14 protein-coding genes are annotated in these 24,364 nt (G+C 58.5%); 4 read left to right on the top strand and 10 right to left on the bottom strand.

The window, feature by feature from the left end; all coding sequences use genetic code 11:
• Position 1 precedes the first annotated feature (1 nt).
• From AC1ATL_RS08395 to AC1ATL_RS08360, 8 genes are all read right to left on the bottom strand, one after another.
• Positions 2 to 4,909, bottom strand: coding sequence for a Cna B-type domain-containing protein (locus tag AC1ATL_RS08395; protein WP_476569885.1), 4,908 nt, complete (start codon positions 4,907 to 4,909; stop codon positions 2 to 4).
• Entirely contained in the window at positions 4,857 to 6,581 is a 1,725-nt protein-coding gene (locus AC1ATL_RS08390; RefSeq protein ID WP_476569884.1) for an Ig-like domain-containing protein, read from the bottom strand. The genes AC1ATL_RS08395 and AC1ATL_RS08390 overlap by 53 nt, the downstream gene beginning before the upstream one ends.
• Before the next feature lie 350 nt (positions 6,582 to 6,931).
• Positions 6,932 to 9,424 carry a S9 family peptidase gene (locus AC1ATL_RS08385; protein ID WP_432623746.1) on the bottom strand — a complete coding sequence of 831 codons (2,493 nt, stop codon included), beginning with the start codon at positions 9,422 to 9,424 and terminating at the stop codon, positions 6,932 to 6,934.
• Positions 9,425 to 9,574: 150 nt separating this feature from the next.
• Positions 9,575 to 10,756: an App1 family protein gene (locus AC1ATL_RS08380; protein ID WP_432623748.1), complete on the bottom strand. Its 1,182-nt coding sequence runs from the start codon at positions 10,754 to 10,756 to the stop codon at positions 9,575 to 9,577.
• Between the two features lie 255 nt (positions 10,757 to 11,011).
• Positions 11,012 to 11,416, bottom strand: coding sequence for a glycine cleavage system protein GcvH (gene gcvH, locus AC1ATL_RS08375; protein ID WP_432623740.1), 405 nt, complete (start codon positions 11,414 to 11,416; stop codon positions 11,012 to 11,014).
• 50 nt (positions 11,417 to 11,466) lie between these two features.
• On the bottom strand, positions 11,467 to 12,570 hold the full coding sequence (nudC, locus tag AC1ATL_RS08370; protein ID WP_476569883.1) for an NAD(+) diphosphatase: 1,104 nt from the start codon (positions 12,568 to 12,570) through the stop codon (positions 11,467 to 11,469).
• A 79-nt stretch (positions 12,571 to 12,649) separates the two neighbouring features.
• Positions 12,650 to 13,498, bottom strand: a complete 849-nt coding sequence (locus AC1ATL_RS08365; RefSeq protein ID WP_432624901.1) for an alpha/beta fold hydrolase — start codon at positions 13,496 to 13,498, stop codon at positions 12,650 to 12,652.
• A gap of 100 nt (positions 13,499 to 13,598) precedes the next feature.
• Positions 13,599 to 14,219 (bottom strand): DUF4916 domain-containing protein, encoded by a 621-nt coding sequence (locus tag AC1ATL_RS08360; RefSeq protein WP_476569882.1) that lies wholly within the window; start codon positions 14,217 to 14,219, stop codon positions 13,599 to 13,601.
• A 263-nt stretch (positions 14,220 to 14,482) separates the two neighbouring features.
• Here AC1ATL_RS08360 and trxA point away from each other — a divergent pair, with 263 nt between their 5' ends.
• The 3 genes from trxA to AC1ATL_RS08345 all read left to right on the top strand — a co-directional run bounded on the left by trxA (position 14,483) and on the right by AC1ATL_RS08345 (position 18,630).
• Positions 14,483 to 14,857: a thioredoxin gene (trxA, locus tag AC1ATL_RS08355; protein ID WP_476569881.1), complete on the top strand. Its 375-nt coding sequence runs from the start codon at positions 14,483 to 14,485 to the stop codon at positions 14,855 to 14,857.
• Positions 14,858 to 15,006: 149 nt separating this feature from the next.
• Positions 15,007 to 16,005, top strand: coding sequence for an aggregation-promoting factor C-terminal-like domain-containing protein (locus AC1ATL_RS08350; RefSeq protein ID WP_476569880.1), 999 nt, complete (start codon positions 15,007 to 15,009; stop codon positions 16,003 to 16,005).
• 1,119 nt (positions 16,006 to 17,124) lie between these two features.
• Positions 17,125 to 18,630, top strand: coding sequence for a hypothetical protein (locus AC1ATL_RS08345; RefSeq protein ID WP_476569879.1), 1,506 nt, complete (start codon positions 17,125 to 17,127; stop codon positions 18,628 to 18,630).
• A 202-nt stretch (positions 18,631 to 18,832) separates the two neighbouring features.
• Here the strand turns inward: AC1ATL_RS08345 and AC1ATL_RS08340 are convergent, their stop codons facing one another.
• Both AC1ATL_RS08340 and AC1ATL_RS08335 read right to left on the bottom strand, forming a co-directional pair.
• On the bottom strand, positions 18,833 to 19,342 hold the full coding sequence (locus AC1ATL_RS08340; protein WP_476569878.1) for a hypothetical protein: 510 nt from the start codon (positions 19,340 to 19,342) through the stop codon (positions 18,833 to 18,835).
• 194 nt (positions 19,343 to 19,536) lie between these two features.
• Positions 19,537 to 20,844 (bottom strand): FIVAR domain-containing protein, encoded by a 1,308-nt coding sequence (locus AC1ATL_RS08335; protein ID WP_476569877.1) that lies wholly within the window; start codon positions 20,842 to 20,844, stop codon positions 19,537 to 19,539.
• A gap of 486 nt (positions 20,845 to 21,330) precedes the next feature.
• Here AC1ATL_RS08335 and AC1ATL_RS08330 point away from each other — a divergent pair.
• On the top strand, positions 21,331 to 24,364 hold a 3,034-nt coding region (locus tag AC1ATL_RS08330), incomplete at its 3' end, for a starch-binding protein (RefSeq protein ID WP_476569876.1).

The raw sequence follows: 24,364 nt of genomic DNA, 5'->3' as shown, positions 1-24,364 counted from the left end.
GTCAGTTCCTTTCCTTACGACGCAGCGCTATGACCAGGCACAGCGCGCCGACGAGCAACGCAATCAGTCCGGCCCGCATGCAGGTTCCATCGCCTTTGCCGCCGGTGGAAGGTAGTTTGACCGCTGTGTACTTGTTGGTCAGCTGATACTGCCATGATTCGTCAGTCGTGGTTGCATCCGCCGTTGCGCTGCTTTGCGGTTTCGCCACGTCTTTGCCGCCGGTGAGCGATATCGGTTTGTAGCCGTCCACGGCCTCCTCGGTCACGGAATAATGGATCTCCTTGCCCTTGTAGTACTTGGGCAGGTTCTCGAACGTATAGACCCATTCGTCGGAAGAGGTATTCGTCGCGCCCGAACCGGATGATTCGCCCGTTTCGGAGGATTTCGCACTGCCGGTTACGGCATTTGCGGCAGTGAGCACCGCGCAGCTGACCCCCACCGGATTCTTGGCGTTCGCATTAGTCGGGGCCGAGCACATGCTGTTGTTCTGCGGTACCGGCCATCCCGGCAACGGCTCGTTGGCCTTGTTGTTCCAGATGCTGGACAGCACCCAGACGGTCAGGCTTGCCGGTCTGCCGTTATCGCTGTTAGCATTGTCATCCCATTGCTTGGTGACGCTCAGCGTGGTCGTTTCCGGCGTGTGCGTGTTCGTCACTTGGAAGTCCTTCTCCTTGTCGGTGGAGGAATCCGTCGGCTTGAGCACGCATCCTTTGCCTTCGGCCCCAGCGGCGCCGGTCCCATCTGTGGCGCATCCGCTTATCGTGTAACCGTCCACGTTCTCCTCGGTGACGGTGTACGTGTACGGCTTACCGTAAATGTTCAGTTTGGGCAGCCCTTCGAAGACCCAGGACTGTTGGTCGCCGGACACGTTCACATCCTGCACGATCATCTGTTCGGTTTTGTCTTCGAAGCCTTGGGTCAGGTCCGTCGGATCCTTCGGCTGCTCACTGGTGCCCCACACGTGGAAGGTGAGCTTCCGCGGCCGTTTTCCGTCGTTGTCGGAGTTGTCTTCCCAGGTTTTGGTCACCTTGGCGCTGATGGCGTCCGGCTCGCGCACGTTCAGCACCGTGTATTCGGCGCCGTCCTGATACGGTCGCTTGGTAATCGACACTCGGTAGGAGCCATCCTTAAGCGCTTGTGCGGTCTCCTCGTCCACGGTGTAGTTGTAGCGCTCTCCGTTCGCATCGTATCGAGGTAGATCGGTCCACGTATACGTCCACGAGCTGGAATTGCCTACCTCGACCGTGTACTGTTTGTCGGTCAGCTCCTTGGCATTGCGCAGCAGATGAAAAGTGACTGTTTCCGGGCGTCTTGAATAGTTCGAGTCGGACCAGACTTTGCGCACACGCACCATGGTGGTGGCGATGCGGTCCTCCACGCGTATGGTGCGGTCGCTTTGCAGCACGCCGTCGATGTATACCTGACCTTCTCTTACGGTGAATTTGAGCGGTTTGACCGCCTCGTATCCGGTCGGGGCCTTGGTTTCGGCAAGCGTGTAGACACCATCCTCGAGCATGAACCGCTTCGGCGTTCCGCCGCTGGTCCACGCGATCGGGTCGATGGCTTTGCCTTCGAATGTGCTGCCGGTCAGGCTGAATTCGGCTCCGGCGAGTTCGGCCCCGCCGCCTACCGCGGTTTTGGAGAAGAAGATGCCGTTGGTGTCGGGCTTATCCACCATGGTGAGCGTCCCGTCCGTCTGGGTCTTGCCATCCATAGTGATTTTGCCGTTGATGTCGACGCTGAACGTGATGTCATCGGCCTTCGTGTAGCCTGCCGGCGGATCGGTCTCGGACAGCGTGTAGGTGCCCGGCTGCAAATCGAGCTGCTGCGACTGCCCCTGTTTGGTGGTCCATGTGATTGAATTGATGGATTTGCCGTCAAGCGTGCGTCCTGTGACGCTCATGCTTGCGCCCGCAATGTTGGTGATGCCGTCCGTCAGGCTGTTCTTGGCGATGGTGACGCGATGCGGTTGGTACGCGTCGACCATAGTGATCAGGCTGTCGTCCGCTACGACGTAGCTGCCGTCGGACTGCCGTATCCGGACCTGCAACTTGCCATCGGTGCCGGTATCCACGCGGAAGACGATGTCATCGGCCTTCGCATACCCCGCAGGAGCCTTGGTTTCCGTCAACGTGTAGATGCCCGGTTCCAGTGTGAAGCTCTGCTGGCTGCCGTCGGAAATCCATGTTTGGGCGGTGAAGGTTTCCGTCGTATCGTCCAACGTTCCGGTGAGCCTCATCGTCGCGCCGACGAGTTCTTGCCCCCCAAGGCTCTGCTTGGAGAACCACACCTTCTCGTTGTTGGGATGGTGGGTGTTGGTCAGGGTGATGTTGTCGTGGTCCTTGTCGACGCCGTCTGTGGTGACGGTGTAACCGGACGGCACATCCTCCTGCACGCCATAGGTGATCTTCATGCCGTTTTCGTAGACGGGCAGATTGGTGAATGCGTTGTCATTGCTCCAATTATTGGCTGCGTTCAACGTGGCTGACCGGTTGGTTTTCACACCGTTTTTCACCAGATACACGGTGATGGAGTCCGGTCGGCTTCCATCCTGGTTATCGGCGTCGTTCCACACCTTGTTCACGCCGAGGCTGGTAGTTTCCGGCGTATGCGTGTTGGTGCAGGTCATGACCATGCCGCTGCCGTCGGCCGCGGAGGCCGGATCGGTGCATTGCGCTGTGTATCCATCGATCGTGGTGGCTTCCACGGCTTTGTATTCGGCCTGCTTGCCGTCCACCATGACCGGCAGGTCGAACCAATATGCGGCGGAATCACCGGCGTTGACGTTGACGTCTCGGCTCTGGCCGTCCACCTTCGTATAATCGGCTTCTTCCGCAAGCTTGCGGTACAGGTCGAAGGTCACGGTGCGGCGTTTGCCGTCCTGGTCATCGTTGTCGTTCCACACCTTGTTCACGGTGAGATTCGTGGTTTTCGGCGCGTCCAAGGCCTGTATCTGGCCGATGCCGTTCTTGTCGGTCACGTTATGGCCGTTGACCGTCACGACGCCGTCGGCGCCCACGGTGATAGTGATCGGGCTCATGGTTTGGTATCCGTCAGGGGCTGCGGTTTCCTCCAGCCAGTAGCGTCCAGGCAGCAGTTCGAATGTCTGTTTCCCGGTGCTTCCGGTAGTCCAAATCAGTGCGGTACCAGTGGAATCTTTGCTGACGCCCTGCATTGATGCAGTCCAATTCGACCAGGCTTCCGGTGCTTCGGACGACCCCCATTTGGATAGCTTCAACGAGGCGCCCGCCACCGGAACGTTGATATCGGCCGCATCCAATTTGGCGATGCTGACCTTGGTCTTCTTCTTGTGGTTGTTGTTGACATACCACAGGTAGTTGCCCAACGTGGCGTTGTTGGCCACGGCCACGGTCAAAGAGCCCGAGTCGCCTTTATTATCGGAGATGACCAGATTGTCGTATTTGCCATTGTATGTTTTCGAGTCCGCAATCCACGCATCATTGCCGGGGAAGACCACATACAGCGGCTTGGCTTTCTCGTACGCGCTGTCGGTGGTGTCGGCTTTTTCTCCCGGGGCCGTAAGTTCCGTGACTTTGTAGATGTGGTCCGCATTCAGCTGCACCTGGCTGGAATAGCCGGTCGTGCCAGTGGTGAGGTTGTTCATCACGGTGTTGCCCACAGTGCCGGAGCAGGTCTTCCTGCCTGCGGTTTCAGCTGCCGTGCTGCACTTGGTCAGGTCCACGTCCACTTCCTGCACTTCGAACATTGCATTGGCGCCCGGCCGACCGGTATCGCCATCAATGTACTTGTAGATTTGCAGGGTGTTGCTGTCGAACGTCATGCCGCCTTGGGCCGTTTTCACCGTTCCGGTGATAGTGGAGCCAGCACTGCCCTTGCTTGCATCCACGCCTTCAAGCAGAATCTCGTTGTGGACGGTTTCTCCTTGAATCTTCTCTCCGGCTTTGAGCTGCACGGTCGCCTTGTATGTGATGGTGACAGCCCGCTTGTCCGGAATGGAGAAGACCAGTTTCTTGGAGTTCGGCTCATATGACCATGTCGCGCCATTGATCTGCTTTCCCGAGGCGGAGTCGGCGATGAGGATGCTGTCCATACGCAGATCGAGTGCGCTGCTCAACGTATCGGTCAAGGTCAGAGCTTTGCCGTTGTTCAGCGTCTGTGCGCCCGGATTAATCTTCACCGTATAGTTGACGTTCGGCGCCGTGGATTTGTTGTACGTTCCCCGCTTGCTCACCAGCTTCGGCGTGTCCATGCCGAGCTTGTAGGACTGGTCTGTCTGATCATTGCCGTCTACGCTGATATGCGCTTTGTTGGTGTATTCGTGGTAGCCTTCCTGCGCTTTCAACGCGTCGACGCGCGTGTCATAGACAATTTGCAGGCCTTTTGAAGTGGTGGCCTGCTTGAATGCGGCCGTGCCCGGCGATATGGTGAACGTCACTGTGCCGTCGCCGTTGTCCTTGGCCGATACACCACTCAATGTGGTGGTTTTGGCATTGGGGCTCACCGCTTTGACGGAACCGGGTACGAACATGGTGTTCTCAGGCAATGTATCGCTGATTGTCACCGATTGGGCTTTTTCCGGCAGATCGTGCACGGTCAGCAGCCAACGCAGCACTCCGGCTGCGTTGGCGGTCTGGCCGTATCCGTATTCGTCATACCATTGGTTCACGGCCATCTTCTTCAGATTGTCACCTTGGTGAGTATGGCTTGCCGTTGCCGTCTTATGTTTCGATTCGGCGGTGTTGTACACCGTTTCGGCGGTCACACCATCCTTGACGGTGGACTGGTAGGCCACGTACACGGTCTGGTTGGCATCGAGATGCTTGAATGTGATAGTGAAGCCATGGTCCGTGGACATAATCGAATAGGCACTGGCATCAATGCGCTGCGTCATCGCCTCGTCCGCATACGCGACGATGCTGTTTTGCACCAGACTCTGCTGGAATCCAGCGGATGAGCCGTCCCCCCTTCTGATCGAGGGTATCTTTGAGATCCACGTTGTTCATCGCGGTCAATGCGGTCAGCGAGGTCACCCATGTGAGGTTCTTGCTCTCGGATCCCGGGGAGGTGCACTTCTTGACAAGCTTCACTACGTCCTTGCCGACGTCCGCCGTGCCGGTGGCGCCTTTGCTGGGGTGATCTTTCGGCGTGACCGTCACATCGTTGGTGTAGGTCCTATGTTCGCCACTGTCGGCATTGGGCGCGTTCGTCACTTCGGTGGTGTAGGTGATGGCGAAGGAGTCGAAGCCGGACGGCAACTTATATGCGCCGTTCACCAGATCCTTCCAGGAAAGTTTAATGGACCACTGGTCGTTGTACGAATCGCTTTTGAATGCGCCCGGAGCGTTTGTGGGGCACTGTGTCTTCCAATCATTGGCTTTTCTGCAGGTCAGAATCACATCGCCAGATGGCTCTTCCAGCCCGTTGCCCAACGCGTCCTTGATGCCGGCTCCGGAAATGTCGGTGTCGGTGCCGTTGGTGATGTTGATGGTCCATTGGATACCTGGAACGTCCTTCTTGTTGTTCGGGTCGCCTGGTTGCGGATCGGACTTTGCTATCGTCGTTTGGGTGCCGCCTTTGGTCACCGACCAGTCCTTGTAGGTGACCCAGATGGCGTTTTCGGTCTTTTTGTGGTCCGTGTTGTCATCGCTGTGGTATTCCACGGAGTTCTTCAGTCCGGGCACTTGCGAGCAATCGCCCGCCTGCTTGCAGGCCGCCACGAGAGTGGCGCGGTCAGCGGTCACGGTGTAGCGCACATACAGCGTTTCGCCATCCTCCATGGACCCAATTGTGGCGTTGAATCCGGCGTTATCCGCCGCCGACGTGGCACTCCACGTCCCGCTATACGGCTGCTTGCAATCCGCGTCGGTACAGATACGGATGCTGTTCAGATTGTACTTCATCAGCTCGCCCATGGTGTCGTTCAATTGCACGTTCTGGTTGGTGCCAACGGAATTGACCTTGATGACGAATTCCCACTTCGAGGGGTCCGAGGTGGAGATGGCCGCGGATTTGGAAGCGTTCACTTCATGCTTCGGATTCACTTTCAGCGTCACGTCGCCGTAGCCTGGATATGAGAACGTCTTGTCTCCGCCGTTGTTGCCGCCGGTTTTGTCGGAGTTGATGGTGCCTTTGACCGTCACGTACGCGGTGACGTTCGATCCCGCGTCCTCGCCGCGGGTGTACGTGGCCACCATGCGATTGCCGTTGATCACATAATGCCCGACCACATCGCCCGATTCGTTGATGATGTCGTACTGTTGCCCAGATTGGAAGGTCAGATTCTCGGGCAGATCGTAGACGAAGGTATCGCCCGATTTGACGGTGATGTTGTTCGGCACGCTCCAATGCAGCTGCATGTTGATTTCATCGCCATAGTCGACGGTGGTGCCGGAGATGAACGGTTTTTCTTGGCCGCCGGACACGATGGTCAGCTTGGAGGAATCCTTGTCCACCCAGCCGAGCTCGCCGATGTTGTATTCCGCGGCTTGCGCATGTACGGGCCCAATCAATACGCACGCCAGCATGGTAGCAAATGTCACCAGCATGGCGGCAAACGTTTTCACGCAGCGTCTCGTCGTTGACTCCTTGCGCTTATGCATAATCCCTCACTTCATGATTAAGCACAATCTCAGGTTGGCGGCAGTCACTACCCTATCCCGGCTGCCGCCACTGTCATGCAAGCACGGTGTCACGACGTCAATATTGACTTATGAAACAGTGCTTCACACCATTGAGACACTGGAAAGCGCAGTATAAAACGTTTGACGTTAGGGTGCCCCCAAAAGGGGATTCGCGAAACGCCGAAGGGTGTTTGCAATGTTTCATGAAAATTTTCTGAAACGAAAGCCCGTTGCTGCAAACGATTGCAACAACGGGCTTTCACCATTCACGATTCTTCACCCCCGGGAAATCCCTCGAAGAATCCCCCGAAGAGAATCCCCCGGACCGTTCAGCTGCTGATGCCCATCATTGACAGGCACCAGGCGTTCTCATACGAGACCTCCTCCCACTGCTTGTATCGTCCGGACGTGCCACCATGCCCGGCCTCCACCTCGATCTTCGCTACGGCGTCCACGCCGGCATGCTGCAGTCGGGCCAGCCATTTCATCGGCTCCACGTATAGCACGCGAGTGTCGTTCATCGACGTGGTGATGAAGATCTTCGGAAAAACGGCCACCCTCTTGTCACTCTTGCTGTTCGGAGCGTTCTCGTACGGCGTGTACGACTTCATATACGCGTACACGTCCGCATTGTGCAACGGATCTCCCCATTCGTCCCATTCGGTGACGGTCAGCGGCAACGACGGATCGAGAATCGAGGTCAACGCGTCCACGAACGGCACGTCCGCCTCCACGCCCGCATAGCATTCCGGAGCCATGTTGGCAATCGCGCCCATGAGCAGACCGCCCGCGGAGCCGCCGTTCGCCACCGTGCGCCGCGGCGAGGCCAGTCCGGCCCGCTGCAATGCGCGCGTGGCATCGATGAAGTCCTCGAACGAATGCTTCTTGTTGAGCAGATGCCCCTGCTCGTACCAGGCGCGGCCCATCTCGCCGCCGCCGCGGATGTGCGGCACGGCGTAGAGCACGCCGCGGTCGAGCATGCTGATGCGCGACACCGCGAATCCCGGATCGGAGCTGATCTCGTACGCGCCGTAGCCGGTGATGAACATGGCGGAATCGCAGGTCGGCACATCGCGCCGCCATACCAGCGAGACGGGAATGCGTTCGCCGTCACGTGCGGTGGCCCAGACGCGCCGCTCCATGTAATCACGCGGATCGAAGCCACCGAGCACCGTGGCGCGTTTCAGCAGCCGGTCCTCGCCGGTGGCCGGATTGTAATCATGCAATTCGCCCGGCCGCGTATAGCTGGCGAACGAATATCGCATGCGCGGCGCATCGTACGAAGGGTTGCCTCCCACGCCGATCGAATACAGACGCCGTGTCTCCCCCGGCATTCTGTCGGCGGTGGCGCCGTCGGACGAGGTCATCGCCTTGCGGGAGATTCCGTGGACGGCCGACCCTTCGCCTTGGGCGGCGGCGAGCGCGTCGAGTTTGCCCCAGACTTCGGCACGTTCCTCGTTGATCTCGTCCACGGATTCGTCGACGTCCCAATCGCCTTCCAGCGCATGCGGCACGAGTTCGGTGAATCGCCATGGACGTCCGGCCAGGAAGTCCTCCGCGGCGGCGGTTTTGGTCATCACTGCGACGTGCGGCAGGCTTTCCGCACGGTATTGCAGCGCCACGAAATGCCGGTGGATCGATATGCCTTCGATGCCTAAGCCGTGCGCGCCCTGCAGAATGGCGGGATTGCGGGGATTCGAGTATGGCGTGCCGATCGGCATGGAGGATGCGCCCGGCTCCACGTCGTCGCCGTGCTCGCATCCGTACGGGGATCCGACGGCCACGCACACGCCTTCGCCCAGTCGGTATGGCGGTTCGTGTGTCCGCATGTCGATCACGTCGATTTCGAAATTCGGATTCAGCGCGTTGTGGTAGACCACGGCGAGTGGAATGTCCTCGCCGTTTTCGTCCGCGCCTTCGAAGCAGGAGAAGCTCACGTCGTATTCCACGTCGGTTTCGCGCGGGATGAAGGCCTGGAACTCCCCTTCCGGGGTGTCGGTGGGCAGCAGCAGCACTTCGGTGGTGGTTTTCGATCCGGTGCCGATCACGATGTTGCGTTCATCGAAGGACAGTCCGATACCCACCCAGAAGCGTTCGTCCGCTTCGCGATAGACTTCCACGTCATCGGCCACGGGGGTGCCGACGCGGTGGCGCATCACCGCGTACGGACGCCATGCGTCGTCCAGCAGCACGTAGAACACCCACTGCGCGTCCGGTGTGAAGCAGGCGCCGCCGATGCCGTCGAACCGTTCCGGCAGTTCCTTGCCGGTTTCCAGGTCGCGGATGCGGAAGTCGTAACGTTCGTCGCCGCTTGTGTCGGTGCCGTACAGCATCCAGCGGCCGTCCTTGGAGATGTCCATGCCGCCGATGCGGAAGAAATCGTGGCCCTGCGCCTCGGCGTTCGTGTCGAACACCACCTGTTCGCCGTCGAGCGGCACGCCGGCCTCCACCGTCGGCGGATCCCAATCGTCCTCGTCGTGGATCGGCACGCGGCATTGCGTGGCGTATTGCCGTCCCTGCATGGTGCGGGTGAAGTACCAGTAGCCGTCCATGCGCGTCGGCACGGACATGTCGGTTTCCTGCACATGCGATTTGAATTCCTCGAACAGCGTCTTCCGCAGTGATTTGAGCGGTGCCATACGCTGCTCGCAGTAGCGGTTCTGCGCCGCCACGTAGTCTTGTACGTCCTGCGATTCCTTGTCACGCAGCCATTCGTATTGGTCGATGAAGGTGTCGCCGTGGAAGGTGCGCTCCTTCGGCACCCGTTTCGCGCGCGGAATCGCGCCGAACCCATCCTGCTCCGATGCGGACGGGTCGTTCATGCCCCGAAATTCACTCATGCACGCGATTATACCGGCCTGCTATACCGGCCCGCATCGTACGTTTTCGTCGTTTCCGGCAGGCGAATCGTCATCTATCGGCGGACGGCCGCCAATCTTTGCGAATCGCCGTCAATCGTCGACGACCAGTCATTAATCGTCGAAACGTACGGAACGCAGGTACGGCAGCATCGTTTTCATGATGTTCGATCCGGTCGTTCCCATGAACACCGGCACGTCGGTGACCGGCGTCGGCTGCGTGGACGCACGGCCGGCGACGGAACCGAGCGTTCCCCCGACTTCCCGCGGCGACAGCTGACGGATGGCGATTGCCAGCACGCGTCCCGGATACCGTCGTGCGATCGTGGCGTACGTGGTCGGATCCTTCTGCCCGTCGTCGCCGATCAGAATGAACTTCATGTCCGGAAAATCCGCCATCAGCTGTTCGGCGAATTCAAGCTTGTGCTGCACGCCCGACGGGATGAACGTCTTCGGACGCGGGTCGAGGTCGCGCAGCAGCAAAGGCCCTTCCGGAAAACCATGGTTCGTGATGAGATGCCGAATCGAGCTTTCCACATTCCACGGCGAAGTGGACAGGTAGAAGAACGGGGCGTCCGGGAACATGTCCGCGATGCGGGTGAACAGCAGGTTCATGCTGGGCACCGGCACCTTCTTGCGGGGGTTGAGCAGCAGCAGATTATACGCGGCCTTCACCAAGCTCGGCGCCTGCGTGACCATGATGGTGTCGTCCACGTCCGAGATCACGCCCACCTTGGTGCCGCTTGGAATGGTGAACAGATTGGCGTTCACCGGCTTGCGGCTACGCACTTTGTACGACACGTTGTGGATGCCCGGTTCGAGCGAATGCTCGGCGACGAGGTCGAGGTATCCGGCATCGTCGGACGCCACGAATTCGCTGGAGGTGTCGGGATGGCTGTCAACCGCGTCATACACTTCGGACGCGCCAACCTGCACGGTTTCGATAGGCACGTCGTCGATCGCGAGACGCACCTTGGTATGCGGCGACGGCACCATCAGCATGCCGCGGATACCGCGCGACAGCCGCCCCGCCTGCCTTTTGAACGGCCCGTACACGGTACGGCAGATCAGGCGGGAGTAATGCTCAGTACCGTAGCCGACGTACGGCTCCACGCGCGGATACCAGTCCAAGGCGTGCACCAGCGCGGTGGAGAATTTCAGCCAGATGCCAAACGTGCCGGTGACGGCGTGACGGAACAGCCTGGTCAGCAGCGGCTTCGCTTCGATCCGCTCATGTTTGGAGGCCGTATCGAAGGTGGTGGCTACCTTGCGTGCGGGAATCGGCACGGTGGGCATATCGTCGGACGACGCATCATTCCATCCATCCGTCCGCTGCGAATCGATGTGCCGATCGCGCTGCGGCGGAAACTGCGGCAACGGCTGAATTTCATTCATACGCACACTATAGGAGTCACGTTCGAACAAACGATTACGCCACAGCGAAATTTCGGAAAGCGGAATTTCGGAAATGCCGGCGGACGGACCGTCAATCCGCGATTACCGTTTTCAGAGTGCGCCAATTCAGAGTGCGCCAGCCGAGACTATTGGACTCTACTGGGCCACGATTTTGGCGTACTCGTCGGCGGTGAGCAGATCCGGTTCGTCATCCTCGAGTTCGATTTTGAAGATCCAGCCCTCGCCGTACGGATCTCCGGTGACGATGCTCGGATCGTCGGCGGCCTCGTTGTTGACGTAACGAATCGTGCCCGCGACCGGGGAGACCAGTGCTGTGACGGCTTTGGACGACTCGAATTCCGCCACTTCGTCGCCTGCCTCGACCTGGGTGCCGACCTCGGGAAGGTCGATATACACCAGTTCGCCGAACTGTCCGACGGCATATTCGGTGACGCCCACCATGGCGGGTTCGACGGATGCGTCCACCCACACGTGTTCGTCGGAGTATTCGAGGTGCTCGGGCACGTCGAGATTCAGCTTGGTGTCGTTATCTTCGCTCATGCCGCCATTGTACGGCAATCGCACGAACCTTACGGCAACCGCACGGCGCACTACGGCAGATCGTGGCCGAGCCACTCCTCGATCATGTAACGCGCAATCGTGGCCTTGCCCGGAGCCTCCATGCGGCCCGAAACCAGCTCATTCATATACTCGTCGCGCGTCACCCACCGTGCCATGAGCGTCTCCTCACCGTCCACGCGCACGTCCGTATTGACCGCCACGCCCTTGAACGCCATCATGAGCGATGCAGGGAACGGCCACGGCTGCGATCCGAGATACTTGAGCTCGCCGACCTCGATGCCGACCTCCTCCTTGGCTTCACGCCGACATGCATGCTCCAGGTTCTCGCCGGCCTCCACGAATCCAGCCGACACCGAATACAGGCCGCTATTCCCCCAGGCGCTGTTGTGCTGCAACAGCAGGCGGTCGTCATGGTCGACGATTGCCGTGATGACGGCCGGTTCGACTCTTGGGAAGAGCAGACGATTGCCGTCCGCTTCGCTTGTGCAGCGCTGCGCCCATCCGCCGAGCGCAGGCTTGATGGGGGCGCCGCAGGTCGGGCAGTGGCGTTGTCTCGCATGCCATACGCTCAGGGAGATCGCGGACGTGGCCTGGCCGGCTTCACGTGCGCTGGCGTGCGGTGCGAATCCACGCAGATCCACCCAATCGAATCGCGTCGCGGCGTTTTCCAGCAGCGATTTCGTGGTTTTCTCCTGCGATTGGCTCGGCCGCACTTCGGCGAACGCATCGTCCGCACCGCCGCCGCGCGTCGTTTCGGCCATCGCGGAGGATTCGGATGCGGGCTGCACTCGCGTCACATCCACGGCGACCACATGGCCACCCAATCGTCCGCCGTAGGTGCCGAGGAACATGGCGAGCGCCGTCGGATGCGATTCGAGTTCCGCGGAAACGTAGGCGCCCGGGAGCTGTGCGAGGCGCATGTTCACGTTGGCATAGTCGGCGATCGCGCCTTGGCCGTGCGGTACCGCCACTTTGCCGTCCTTGACGAGGATGACTTTCGTGGCCGGTTCCGCCAGCACCTTGACGAACAGGTCGGGTTCGCCGCGTCGCGCCACTTCGTAATCGATGTCGCCTTGGGCGAGCGGCAGGAACGGCAGCGCCTGCGTCAACGCCAATGGTGAGAACATGCTCATGGTCGATTTGCTTCTTTCGTTACGATGAATTTCACTGTGGTTTGTATATAGAGGTATATCCGGCGAGGAATATCCGACGTCAGCCGACCCGTTTCACCAGTTCCAGCAACGCCGCGGCCACTTGGCCGGGGTGCTCGTACGCGCTGAAATGGCCGCAATCGTCGATCACCGTTATCGACACGTCGGCCTTCGCCATCGCGTCGGCGACCGGCTTCATCACGGCCGGCGGGCTGGACGGATCCTTGTCGCCGCAGATCACGGCGGCCGGCACTTCGATTTCCGGCAGCACGTCGTTGAGGTCGGGCCGTCCCGCCGCCATGCGCTCGCGCCATGCGATGCCCGCCGCCGGCTGCTCGTTGATCCACGTCTCGAACTGCCTGCAGTACGCTTCCGACCGCTTCACCGTGGAATCGGCGTCCGACGGCACTGCGAATCCCATCACCGGCTCATGCGTGCCGGTCGTCTCGCATTCCTCGGCGATGGCAACGCGCTTCACACGCATCTGCGCGGAATCCGCGTCACCCTTCGTGTCGCACAAGGCGAGCGCGGCCACCGCTTCCGGATGCAGCCGCTGGATGTCGAGGATCAGATAGCCGCCCATCGACAGGCCCACCCAGATTGCCTTGTCGTAGCCGGCCTTATGCAGGAGGTCCACGTATGCGTCCGCCATGCGGTCAAGTCCGTACGGGAACGCGCCGTCCGAAGCCTTGCCGCCGCTGTCCTTGTCCGACGGAATCGGCCCTTCGCCCGCTCCGGGCATGTCGGGAGCCCATATCGCGAATTGTTTCACGCCTTGTTTTGCGGCGACCTTCCGCAATTCCTCGGCGCACTTGTCCCACATGCGGTGGTCGACCGGGAAGCCGTGCACCAGCACGACCGGCGTGCCTTCGCCATCGCAATACACATTGTTCTTCAGTTCAATCGCCATGCGTTCCGCTCTCCTTCTCCGTATTTCTCTTTGCGTGTCCTGTTCGTTCCGCTCAGCCTAATCGCTCTGCGCGTTCCCGCTTTCCGGCTTTGCTTCCCTGTCACTTGCCCGTCCAGGCGAGCGCTTGGCGCACGATCGTGCCGTAGCCGTTGCTCATCTGTCCTACGAACGTGTCAAGCATGTCGCTGTCTGGATCGACCCATTCCACGTCGAGCGTCTCGTCCTGTGGCTTGCAATCGCCGGCGATCGGTACCACGTAGCACAGCGCGATCGCGTGCTGTCGCGGATCGTAGTAATCGGACAGGCCGGGCGTCGGATAGAATTCGGCTACGGTGAACGGCTGCAGGCTGACCGGCAGTTGCGGCAGGGCGATGTCTCCCAGGTCCTTCGCCACATTGCGTGCCACCGCTTCACGCAGCGATTCGTGGTACAGCACGCGGCCGGCGATCAGCGTGCGTTCGATGCCACCGTCGTCGCTGACGCGCAGCAGCGAGCCGACTTGTGCCACCCTGCCGAGGTCGTCGGTGCGCACCGGTACCACCACGACGTATGGAATCGGCATTTCGCGGCGCATGCGTCTGATTTCGTCGGATGAGAGCCATCCCGGAGGATTGCCCATTCCGCGGATGAAATCCTCCGGTGTTATGTCGTCGAATTCCCCGCGATGGCGGTTGGCGTCGAAATCGCCCTCGTCGGGCACTTCATCATTCATCACTGGCATGGTTCCATTATCGCGCACGGTATGTGAATTTCACTCGATTTCGATTCCTCCGGTAGCGCAATCGAATATGGCATTGCGTCGGCGCAGCGCGCGGCTATATACTTTTCGCGGGCGGGGATTCCGGTCACGAGCCGGCCGGGCATATCGGATATGCCGGCATATGCGGCGTCGATAAAAAACGGAAAATCGAAACACGTCGAGATGTCGGAACGTTGAAAAGAACGTCGGGACGTCGAAGGAAACGTCAGAAAGCAGGAACGGATATGGCAACGCATGCAGTCACTTCGAAGGATTTCAACCAGGTCGTCGAATCGAACGATCTGGTGTTCGTCGATTTCTGGGCGACTTGGTGCGGTCCGTGCCGCGCGTTCGGCCCGACGTTCGAGAAGGCGAGTGAGGAGCATCCGGACGTCTACTTCGCCAAGGTGGACATCGATCAGAATCCCGATCTGGCCTCCGCAGCCAAGGTGCAGGCGGTGCCGACGCTGATGGTCGTCAAGAACCAGCAGATTGTGTTCCAGCAGGCTGGCGCGTTGCGCGCCTCCGATCTGGACTCCCTTATCGAGCAGGCCAAGGCGCTCGACATGAGCGCTTCGGACAACGGCTCCGATACCCCCTCCGGTGTTTCCGCGGAATGACAACGTTTTCGTCGCCCAGCGATCGAATTCCTCGGAGTGCGCTAGACTGTATGTAGTTGCGCGTTTTCCGGCGGAGCCCATGCGGCCGCGCGCACGCGTTCGAGAAGCGCTTGAATCCGCCGAGGAATTGTAAGCGATGTAGGAGCAGAATGGCTAACCATAAAAGACATGCCCAACCGGCCACTTTGTCTCTGCCGAGCAAGTCCCAGCTGGTGAAGATTGCCGCAACGGTCGCGGCAGTAGGGCTGTTGGCCACCGGTGGCTTCGTGTCCCATAACCTGTACGCCACAGCGGATGCGAGTAAGGAGAAGCCCCAATCGGTTTCCGCGTATTCCGTTTCCGATGCCAACGAGGCTTCCCGCGGCAACGCGCGTGAGGCGCTGAAGGGCAACACCTCGTATGTCACGGTGAAAATCAACGGCAAGACCCGCGTGGTCCCCGGCACCGATTTCACCGATGTGAAGTCCGTGCTGGATGCCGGTGACATCACTTTGGATCCGGAAGACACCGTCTCGCCGGCTCTGACTACGAAAGTCAATGAGAAGACCGTCATCACCATCAATCGTGCGGGCGCGTCCGTCGCCGTGACGGACACTGCGATTCCGTTCAACACGGTGAAGAAGGAAACCTCCTCCCTGCCGAAGGGTCAGGAGAAGGTCGAGACCGAAGGCCAAGAAGGCGTGATGGAGACCACGAATCTCGTCACCAAGTCTGGCAGCACGGTCGTTTCCTCCAATATGATCAGCTCGTTCGTGAAGAAAGCCCCGACCGACAAGGTGATTCTCGTGGGCACCGGTTCCACCACGCCGTCCACAGCCGCCGCGACCATCGGCACCACCGTCCCCGCCGGCGAGATGCAGCAGTGGGCTCACGATTACCTGCTGTCCAACGGCTACACCGAAGAGGACTTCACCGCGACCGTGTACATCATCTCGCACGAATCCGGCTGGAACGTGTCGGCCACCAATCCGAGCTCCGGCGCATACGGTCTGCCGCAGGCGCTTCCGGGATCGAAGATGGTCAGCGCGGGTGCCGATTGGGCCACCAACTACCAGACCCAGCTCAAGTGGTTCTGGGGTTACTGCGCCCAGCGCTACGGCTCCATCCAAGGCGCCTATTCGTACTGGCTTGCACACAAATGCTACTGACGCTGCCAAACCTTCACTGAGCGTGCGGCCCTCAATCGCCCACGCCCCACCCAAAAGCCTCGCCCCGCGCGAGGCTTTTTCTTTGTCCCGTTTTTCTTGTCCGTTTTTCTTGTCCGTTTTTCTTGTCCGTTTTTCTTGTCCGTTTTTCTTGTCCGTTTTTCTTGTCCGTTTTTCTTGTCCGTTTTTCCTGTCCGTTCTTCCTGTCCGTCCGTTCTTCCTGTCCGTTCTCCCCTGCTCCCTTATTTCTCTTTTTCTCTCCCCGCGTTCCGTCTCTCCTCTCTCCACTCCTTCACTTTCCACTTCTCCCTTCCTACGTTTGCGGATTAAACTCTTCCCGTGCGGATTTATGCAATGCCGTGCGGATTTTTCAGCACGCATGCGGATATTCAATAGTCTTTGCGGATTATTACGGAAGTTTGCGGTTTTTCGAAAGCCCTTTGCGGATTTATCGACGCACATGCGGATTATCGGCAACTTTTGCGGATTATTTTCATCAGTTTCAGTCGCAAATCGATTAAACCGAAAAGCAAAAGCCCGGAATTCCAACGTTTCTCAATTTCACAATTATTAAAATATGCGATTTTCATCCGCACGGACATCAAAAAATCCGCACGCGGATTGAATAATCCGCAAAGGCACCAAGTAATCCGCAGAGACAATAGTAAATCCGCACTACGGCTAAAGAATCCGCACAATCGTCGGAATAATCCGCACAACATTCAAGAAATCCGCATGGCACCCGATAAATCCGCACGGACGATGAATAATCCGCAAACCAGCACGAAAATCAACATGAAAAACTAATACAGGATTGCAGGTAGGTCTGCAGAAAAGCTACGTAGATAGTAGCCGCACAGAAGCGATGACTACAGATACGCAGCACAACACAACATACAACAGGATGCACACACGAAGTCGCCCATACGCACAACGCGGCACACGCACACGCAATACACGGCACACGCACACGCAATGCACGTGGGACACGCACACACTTATCCACATAACGGATTTGGGTACGTCATTTATCCACTTTTCCACAGATTTTCGTATTCGGGTGGCGCAAACCGGCCGCCATCGTCTACATTTGCCGGCATGTACGCGCAAACACCTCAGGACATGGCCCGCACGCTTTTCGAAGCGCAGTTCACCGAGCTGCAACGTGCTCGGGCAATCCGCAAGAAATATCGCACTGACGTGGTACTTGGTCTCACTTCCGCCATAAGAGTGCTGCTGATCGACATGCCCGCACTTTACGACAAAGTGAAGCTGCTCGACTATCTGCACATCGTGGTGGAAGAGGCACGATTCCGCTCTTCGCTGGATGGCGTGAAATTCCATGCATACACCGCGACGCTTCCTCCGGACCGGGCGCCTGAACAACTGAATCGGACAGTTCAATCAGACCGAGCAGCTCAAGCAGATCAGACAATCCAAGCAGCTCGGACAGCCCAAATAGCCCAGGAAGTCCAAGTAGGCCAAGCAAACCAGACAGCCCAAGCAGTCCAAGCAGCTCAAGCAGGGCCGACAGTCCAAACAACTCAGATAGCCCAAGCAGCCAAAGCGAACCAGGCAACTCAACTAAGCCAGACGGCTCAACCAAGCCAGGCAAACCAACCAGACCGAACGGCTCATCCAAGCCGAGCAGACCGAGCAGCTCAAGCAGATCAGACAATCCAAGCAGACCATCCAATCCAAGCAGCTCATCCAAGCCAAACAAACCAGACAGCTCAGTCAAATCAAACAAACCAGACAGCTCAGCCAAATCAAACAAACCAGACAGTCCAGGCAGACCAAATAACTTACCAAAGTCAAAGAGCAGTTCAGCAAAACAACCACACAGTAGATCGCGCCGACCAATCCAAACGGACACAGTCAAAACCGCAGGACGAACAACGCGAACAATACGAACAACACAAACAAAGCATGCAAAGCGAACAGCACGAACAGGACATACAAATCACGCAACACGCACAACGCACAAAGCGCACGAAGCGAGTCCGCAAAACACCGCCGTTCGCCTCCTTCGAGAAAAGCAAGTACGCTCCCGTTTTCGTGGAGCCGCATATTTTCACGGTGCATCCGCTCCTGCTATGGGCGCAGATGGCCGCGTACCTCACACTTGAGGAGCTGGTGGTGCTTGGCGACGCGATGATGCGCCGCAATTATTATCATGTGCACGTCTCCCCCGAAAATTTCACCACGCTGCTCGACGAGCTTCCTTCCACATTCCCGCATCGCCGGAAATGCGAGTCAGCCGCGAAACTACTTGCCGAAAATACCGATTCATGCATGGAGACCCGTCTGCGATTCCGCATGCACCGCGCCGGCTATGGCCCGTTCGTGGTCAATCATCGGCTTACGTTGAATACTTCGGACGGCAGGACGGCTTTTCTTGATATCGCGATTCCGGATTTGAAAATAGCGATCGAATATTCCGGCAAATTCCATGCCAATAATTGGGAGAGCGACGAGGCACGACGCACGGCATTGGCTTCGGCCGGATGGCAGGTACTTTCCGTCAACGCCGAGACCTTGCGCGATCGCGGCAAATTCAAGGATTTTCTTTTGCAGCTTTCGATGACGATTGCAAGGCAACGCAATATTCTGCGGCAGGACGTGTGACGCGCGTAGAGACCGCGAAAAAGGAAATCACAGGAAACGAGGCTATAGGAAAGAGAAAGACCATAGGAACGCGCAAATATGCGAGGATGCGTCCGATTGAAAAATCACCGCAAAAAGTCACGTCCGTCGCGCAAATACGAAAGGACGCCGTCCGCATTTGCGGATGACGTCCTTTCGTAGAATGGTTCTTCGGATGGAATCCTCAGGCTTCAGTAGTTTCAGCGGTTTTAGCGGCCTCGGCGGATTCGGCATCGTCCTTAGGCTTACGCGGGTGCTTCTGGTGCGATCCGGGCTTCGGCCCGCGCTTGCCGACCGTGCCACTCTTGGCGGTCTCCACATCGAACACGATCGCCTGATCGTCCGAATAGTAGATGCCATCCAGCGCATAGAACGCGATTCGCGTGGGATCGTCCAGTTCGGGGAATTCGAAGAATTTCTGCGTGGCGACGAGCAGGTCGATGTTGCGCAGCGTCACCGCGGACGCCTCTCCCGGCCGTTTGGTGGCGAAACGAATCGCGTACTCGTCCTTCTTATCGCACTTCTGGATCGCGAATTTCTTCTCGTCGTAGTTCACCAGCACCTTGACGTATTCCGGGAATCCCAGCACTGAGCTGACGTTCTTGGAGAAACGCACGGATTCGAGCATGATCGTCATGGTCAATTTGCCGCCGGAACTCTCGCCAACTTCTTTGAAACCGTCCAGAATAGACATATAAAACCTTCCTTACGGAAAAACAACTACCGAAAATAAGTGTACATCATATTTCAATTTAATAATTATCGTTTCGACCGCAACATAATTGGCATGCAGCGCAATTTAAAAGGGTGCGACAACGATTTACGATTCACATAAATCGATTGGCACACCCTTAAATATCCGCTGACGTATCGGCGAACGTTGTGCGATTAATTAGTTTGGGGTTTGGTATTGGAATCCGTTCCGCTGATGGAGCCAGCAGGAGTCTGCGGGGTTCCAGAGGCGTTTTGATTGTCATTAGTATCTTTATTTGCATTATCAGGAGAAGGCTGCTCAGACGTGTCGTCAGACTTCTTTTGTTCACCAGTTCCAGTACCACCAGCGTTATTGTGATTCTCCCAGCCATTGCCATACTGGTACCCGTACGAATACTGACCATTCTGCGAATCATTCTGCGAGTCGCTCTGCGAATTCGTCTGCGCCGCTGCCGCCTGGGCCGCCTGAATGGAGGCGTTCACCGCGTCCGTGGCCGTGGAAATCGCCTTCACCGCGTTCTGCATAGCCTGGACATCGGAGCTCTTGCCGTCGATCAGCTTCTGCGCGGCATCAATCGCCTGGGAAAGCGCGTCACGCGTAGCATCGTCCGCGACCTGTCCGTTGGAGTTGTCAAGCAACGTGCTGGCGGTGGAGATGGCCTGATCCAATGCGCCGCGCGCGTTCTTGGTTTCCAGCGCCTTCTTGCTGGTTTCGACCGTCTTCACGGCCGAGGCGACGGCATCGGCCCGCTTCTGCATATCGCCGCTGTGCTTGTCCATATTGCTCGCCCTGGATTCCAGCACGGTCTGGGCGAGCGACGCGGAGCATTCGGTGGTGATGTTGCTGGAGGCAAGCTGCTCACCTTGTTCCACGCTCTTATTCAGTTTCGTCAGCGCATTTCCGTCAGAGACTTGGTCTTTGGTGAGCTTTTGCAGGCCGGACGCCTTCTGCATCGCACTCTCCAAGGCCTTGCTCGCCTTGGTATATTTGCTCTGCGCCTTTTCGCACATGGCGATCGCGTCACGCTTGCCCTGGCTCTTGTCTTCGTTCTTGGAGCGCACGACGAACACGCCTGCCACGACGAGCGCGATCACCACCACCGCGATAATGACGCCCAGCGCTATTTTTTTGATCGGCAACGGCTTCTTCGGCGGCACGGGAACGGTTTTCAGCGGATCGTGTTCGGGATCATCCTCGGCGATCTTTTCCAGATCGGCCATTTCGCCGCCGTCCTCGATGGCGGAACGCGACGGCTCTGCCGCTCCTTCGAATGTCAGCGATCCGGCCGGCACGACTGTGGTCTTCTCCGTGTCGGAATCGTCCTGCGGCTGTACGACGGCCCCGGACAGGCCAAGAGCGTCCTCGTCTATCTTCGGGAAGCTCAGCGAAGGAATATTCCAATCGTCATCGAACGCATTGTTGCGCAACAAATCAACCGGATCGTCTTCCATTTTCGGAAAACCATTATCCTCAACTGCCATATTCTCCCCATTTCATGGCCAGTACACTTCGCATTCCGCCGCCAACGCCATATGATCATCATCGTCGGCACATACCAGACTCATGATAGCAACATTGTCAGAAACTTGGCATGGTTTTCTGGCAGAGCGTGACGCGATGCGATCATGCCCACGCTCCGGCAACCCCTTATTCCCATTTGCGCAAACGGCAACTTTTTTGCAGAACGACCCATCGTCCAGCGCAAGACTTGGAAAACCGGGTCTCGCATGAAGGAAACGACGACGAAGGTATTACGATAGGGTGTTTGCGATTCCACATTTATGCAAACATTTTCATGAAACGAAACAAGTTTTCAGCAACAATTTTCATTGATTTTCCGCCACTTTTCACAATTTCGTTCCTTATCGCAGATGTAAAATGGAAAATATACGTTTGCAATAGTGCAAACGCTATCAAAGAAGATGGGACCCCTTCACGGGGAGCCATGGAGTAAGGAACAAGGAGCTATGAGGCACCGGAAACCAACCCCAGCCTGGCAGAAGCTAGGTCTGAAGATCAGCAAGAAGGTGGTCGTCGGCGTCACAGCCGCAGCGACCGCCCTCGGCGGACTGGCGATCGCCAGCACCGCTGCGCAGGCCAGCACTGGCCGTGACAGCTATGCCGACACCACCGGCAATCCGACGTTCGAGGCGGCCCGCGAGAAGTACGGCCTGACCAAGAACATGAAGAACGGCGCCATCCTGCATGCGTGGATGTGGTCGTTCAACACCATCACGGAGCATATGGATGAGATCGCCGAAGCCGGCTACACCTCCATCCAGACCGAGCCGATGAGCAAGATCAAGGAAGTCGCTTCCAACGGCAGGAAGTTCACCGAGAACTGGTATTACGTGTATCAGCCGGCCAACACCTCCATCGGCAATTTCGTGGTCGGCACCGAAGCTGATCTGAAGAAGATGACCGCATCCGCACACGCCCATGGCATTCGTATCATCGTGGATGTGGTGGCCAACCATTTCACCGCCGACTGGAACGCCATCGACTCCGATTGGCAGAATCCCGAATATTTCCATGACAAGAACGCCTGCAACGGCAGGAACATCAACTATTCCAACCGTTGGGAGGTGACCCATTGCCAGCTGCTGGGCCTGTGGGATCTGAACACCGCCAACAAGACGGTGGAAAGCCGCATGCACGACTTCCTAAAGACCGCTGTGGATGACGGCGTCGATGGATTCCGCTTCGATGCCGGCAAGCACGTCGAGCTTCCTGGCGAATTCGACAACTCCACGTATTGGGACGTTATTCTGCAGAACGGCTCGCAGTACCAGTACGGCGAGGTGCTGCAGGGCGATCCCGGCTTGGATTACAAGGCTTACGCAGCACTGTATGCCAAGTACGGCAAGGGCGGCGGTGGTGCCACCGCTTCCGATTATGGCAAGGCGATTCGTTCCGCCTTGTGGAGCAAGAATCTCAACGCAGGCAACCTGAACAGCCTGCAAGGCGCCGGCATTGCTGATGACCATCTGGTCACCTGGGTCGAATCGCACGACAACTATGCCAACGAAGACAAGGAATCCACATATCTGTCGTCCAAGCAGATCCGCTTCGGCTGGGCCATCGTCGGCGCACGCAAGGGCGGCGCTCCCCTGTTCTTCAACCGTCCGCAAGATTCGGGCGGCGACAAGCCGCAGTTCGCCGAAACCAGCAAGCTGGGCGACACGGGTGACAACCAGTGGAAGGACCCGGAAGTCGTGGCGGTCAACCAATTCCGCAACGCCATGGATGGCGAGGACGAGTATCTACGCAACTGCGGTGCGAACCAGAACAACAACCCCTGCCTCATGGTGGAGCGCTACACCACCGACAAGAAGTCGGATGATGATGGCGTGAGCATCGCCAACATGGGCGGCGACCAGGATCTGGCCGGTACCCCGACCAAGCTTGACGACGGCACGTATACCGATCAGGTGAACGGCGGCAAGATCGTGGTCAAGAACGGCAAGATCGAATCCGGCACCGCCAAGGGCAACGCCGTGAGCGTCTACTTCACCAAGGGTGTGAAGGAATCCGTCTCCGCCACCGCCAGCAAGAGCTTCTCCTCCGACACCATGAAGGTAACGCTGAGCGCCCGCAACGCCAAGAACCTCAGCTATAAGCTGAGCAACGGCAAGAACGGTTCCTTCGTCGACGGCGACAGCCTCACCATTGGCGAGGGCATGAACGAGGGCGATTCCGTGACGCTGACCGTCACCGGCACCGGTGCCAAATCCGGCAAGGCGCTGGAATACACAGCCACGTATACGAAGGTCGCGTTCAAGCAACGCGTCGTGTACGCGAAGAAACCTGCCAATTGGCAGAATCTGTACGTGTACGCGTACCGCGATGACCCGTCCGCCGACGAGCAACTTGAAAACGCCGCTTGGCCCGGCGAGGCCATGACCGCCATCTCTGATGGCGATTCCTGCGGGCAGACCGCCGGCACGTATCGTTACGAGCTTCCGGATTGGGGAGATACCACCTACCGTGTGATCTTCACTGACGGCAAGACTGGCACGTCCACGAAGTATCCCGCCGATTCCGACACCGACATCGATGCGGCCGGACTGGAGTCCACCGGAACGCAGATCTGGAACGGAGACACTTCACAGCCGTCCAGCAGCACGTGGAGCGATCTTGCCTGCAGCACCTCCAAGGTGACGAAGGTGACGATCTCCGGAGACACGTCCATGGATCTGTCCTCGACGCAGACCCTGCAGCTCAAGGCATCGGTGACCACCGATCCGGCAGGCGGCTCCGCCTCCGTGAGCTGGAGCTCTTCCGACACCAATCTCGCCACTGTGGATTCCACCGGCAAGGTGACCGGCCTCAAGGCCGGAACCGTGAAGATCACGGCCAAGGCCGGCGGCAAGAGCGCCACCGTGACGCTGACGCTGACTGGTGTCAGGCCGCAGCCTCCGGTGGCAAAGAACACGATCTACGCCACCAAGCCTGCCGGCTGGAGCAAGATGTACGCGTACGTGTACACCGGCGATGGCGCCACCGCGGCGAGCAACGCCAAGTGGCCGGGCGTGGAGATGTCCAAGGCGGACAACTGCGACCAAACCGGCTACAAGTACGTTGTTCCGGACAGCCTCGCCAAGGACGCGAAGGTGATCTTCACCGACGGCGGCAGCCAGCAGTATCCGGGATCCCGCCAGCCGGGCCTGGACTACAACGGCGGCATCGTCAAATGGGACGGCTCCAGTGCCGCTTTGGCCGCGCTCGAGTGCAGCGTCACGGTCCCGGTCACGTCCGTGTCCATCTCGGGCGGCGGCGTGAAGGACGGCAAGCTCTCCCTGAAGGCCGGCGCGTCCGCGCAATTGACCGCGACGGTCCTGCCGGAGAACGCGACCGACAAGAAGGTCACGTGGACGAGCTCGGACAGCTCGGTCGCGAACGTGATGGGCACGGGCGTGGTGACCGCGGGCCGGAAGGCCGGCACCGCCACGGTCACCGCCTCGGCGGGCGGCAGGAGCGCGTCCGTGCGGGTGTCCGTCA

The organism is Bifidobacterium sp. LH_743, assembly GCF_056355775.1.
This window is presented reverse-complemented; position numbering and strand designations above follow the sequence as displayed.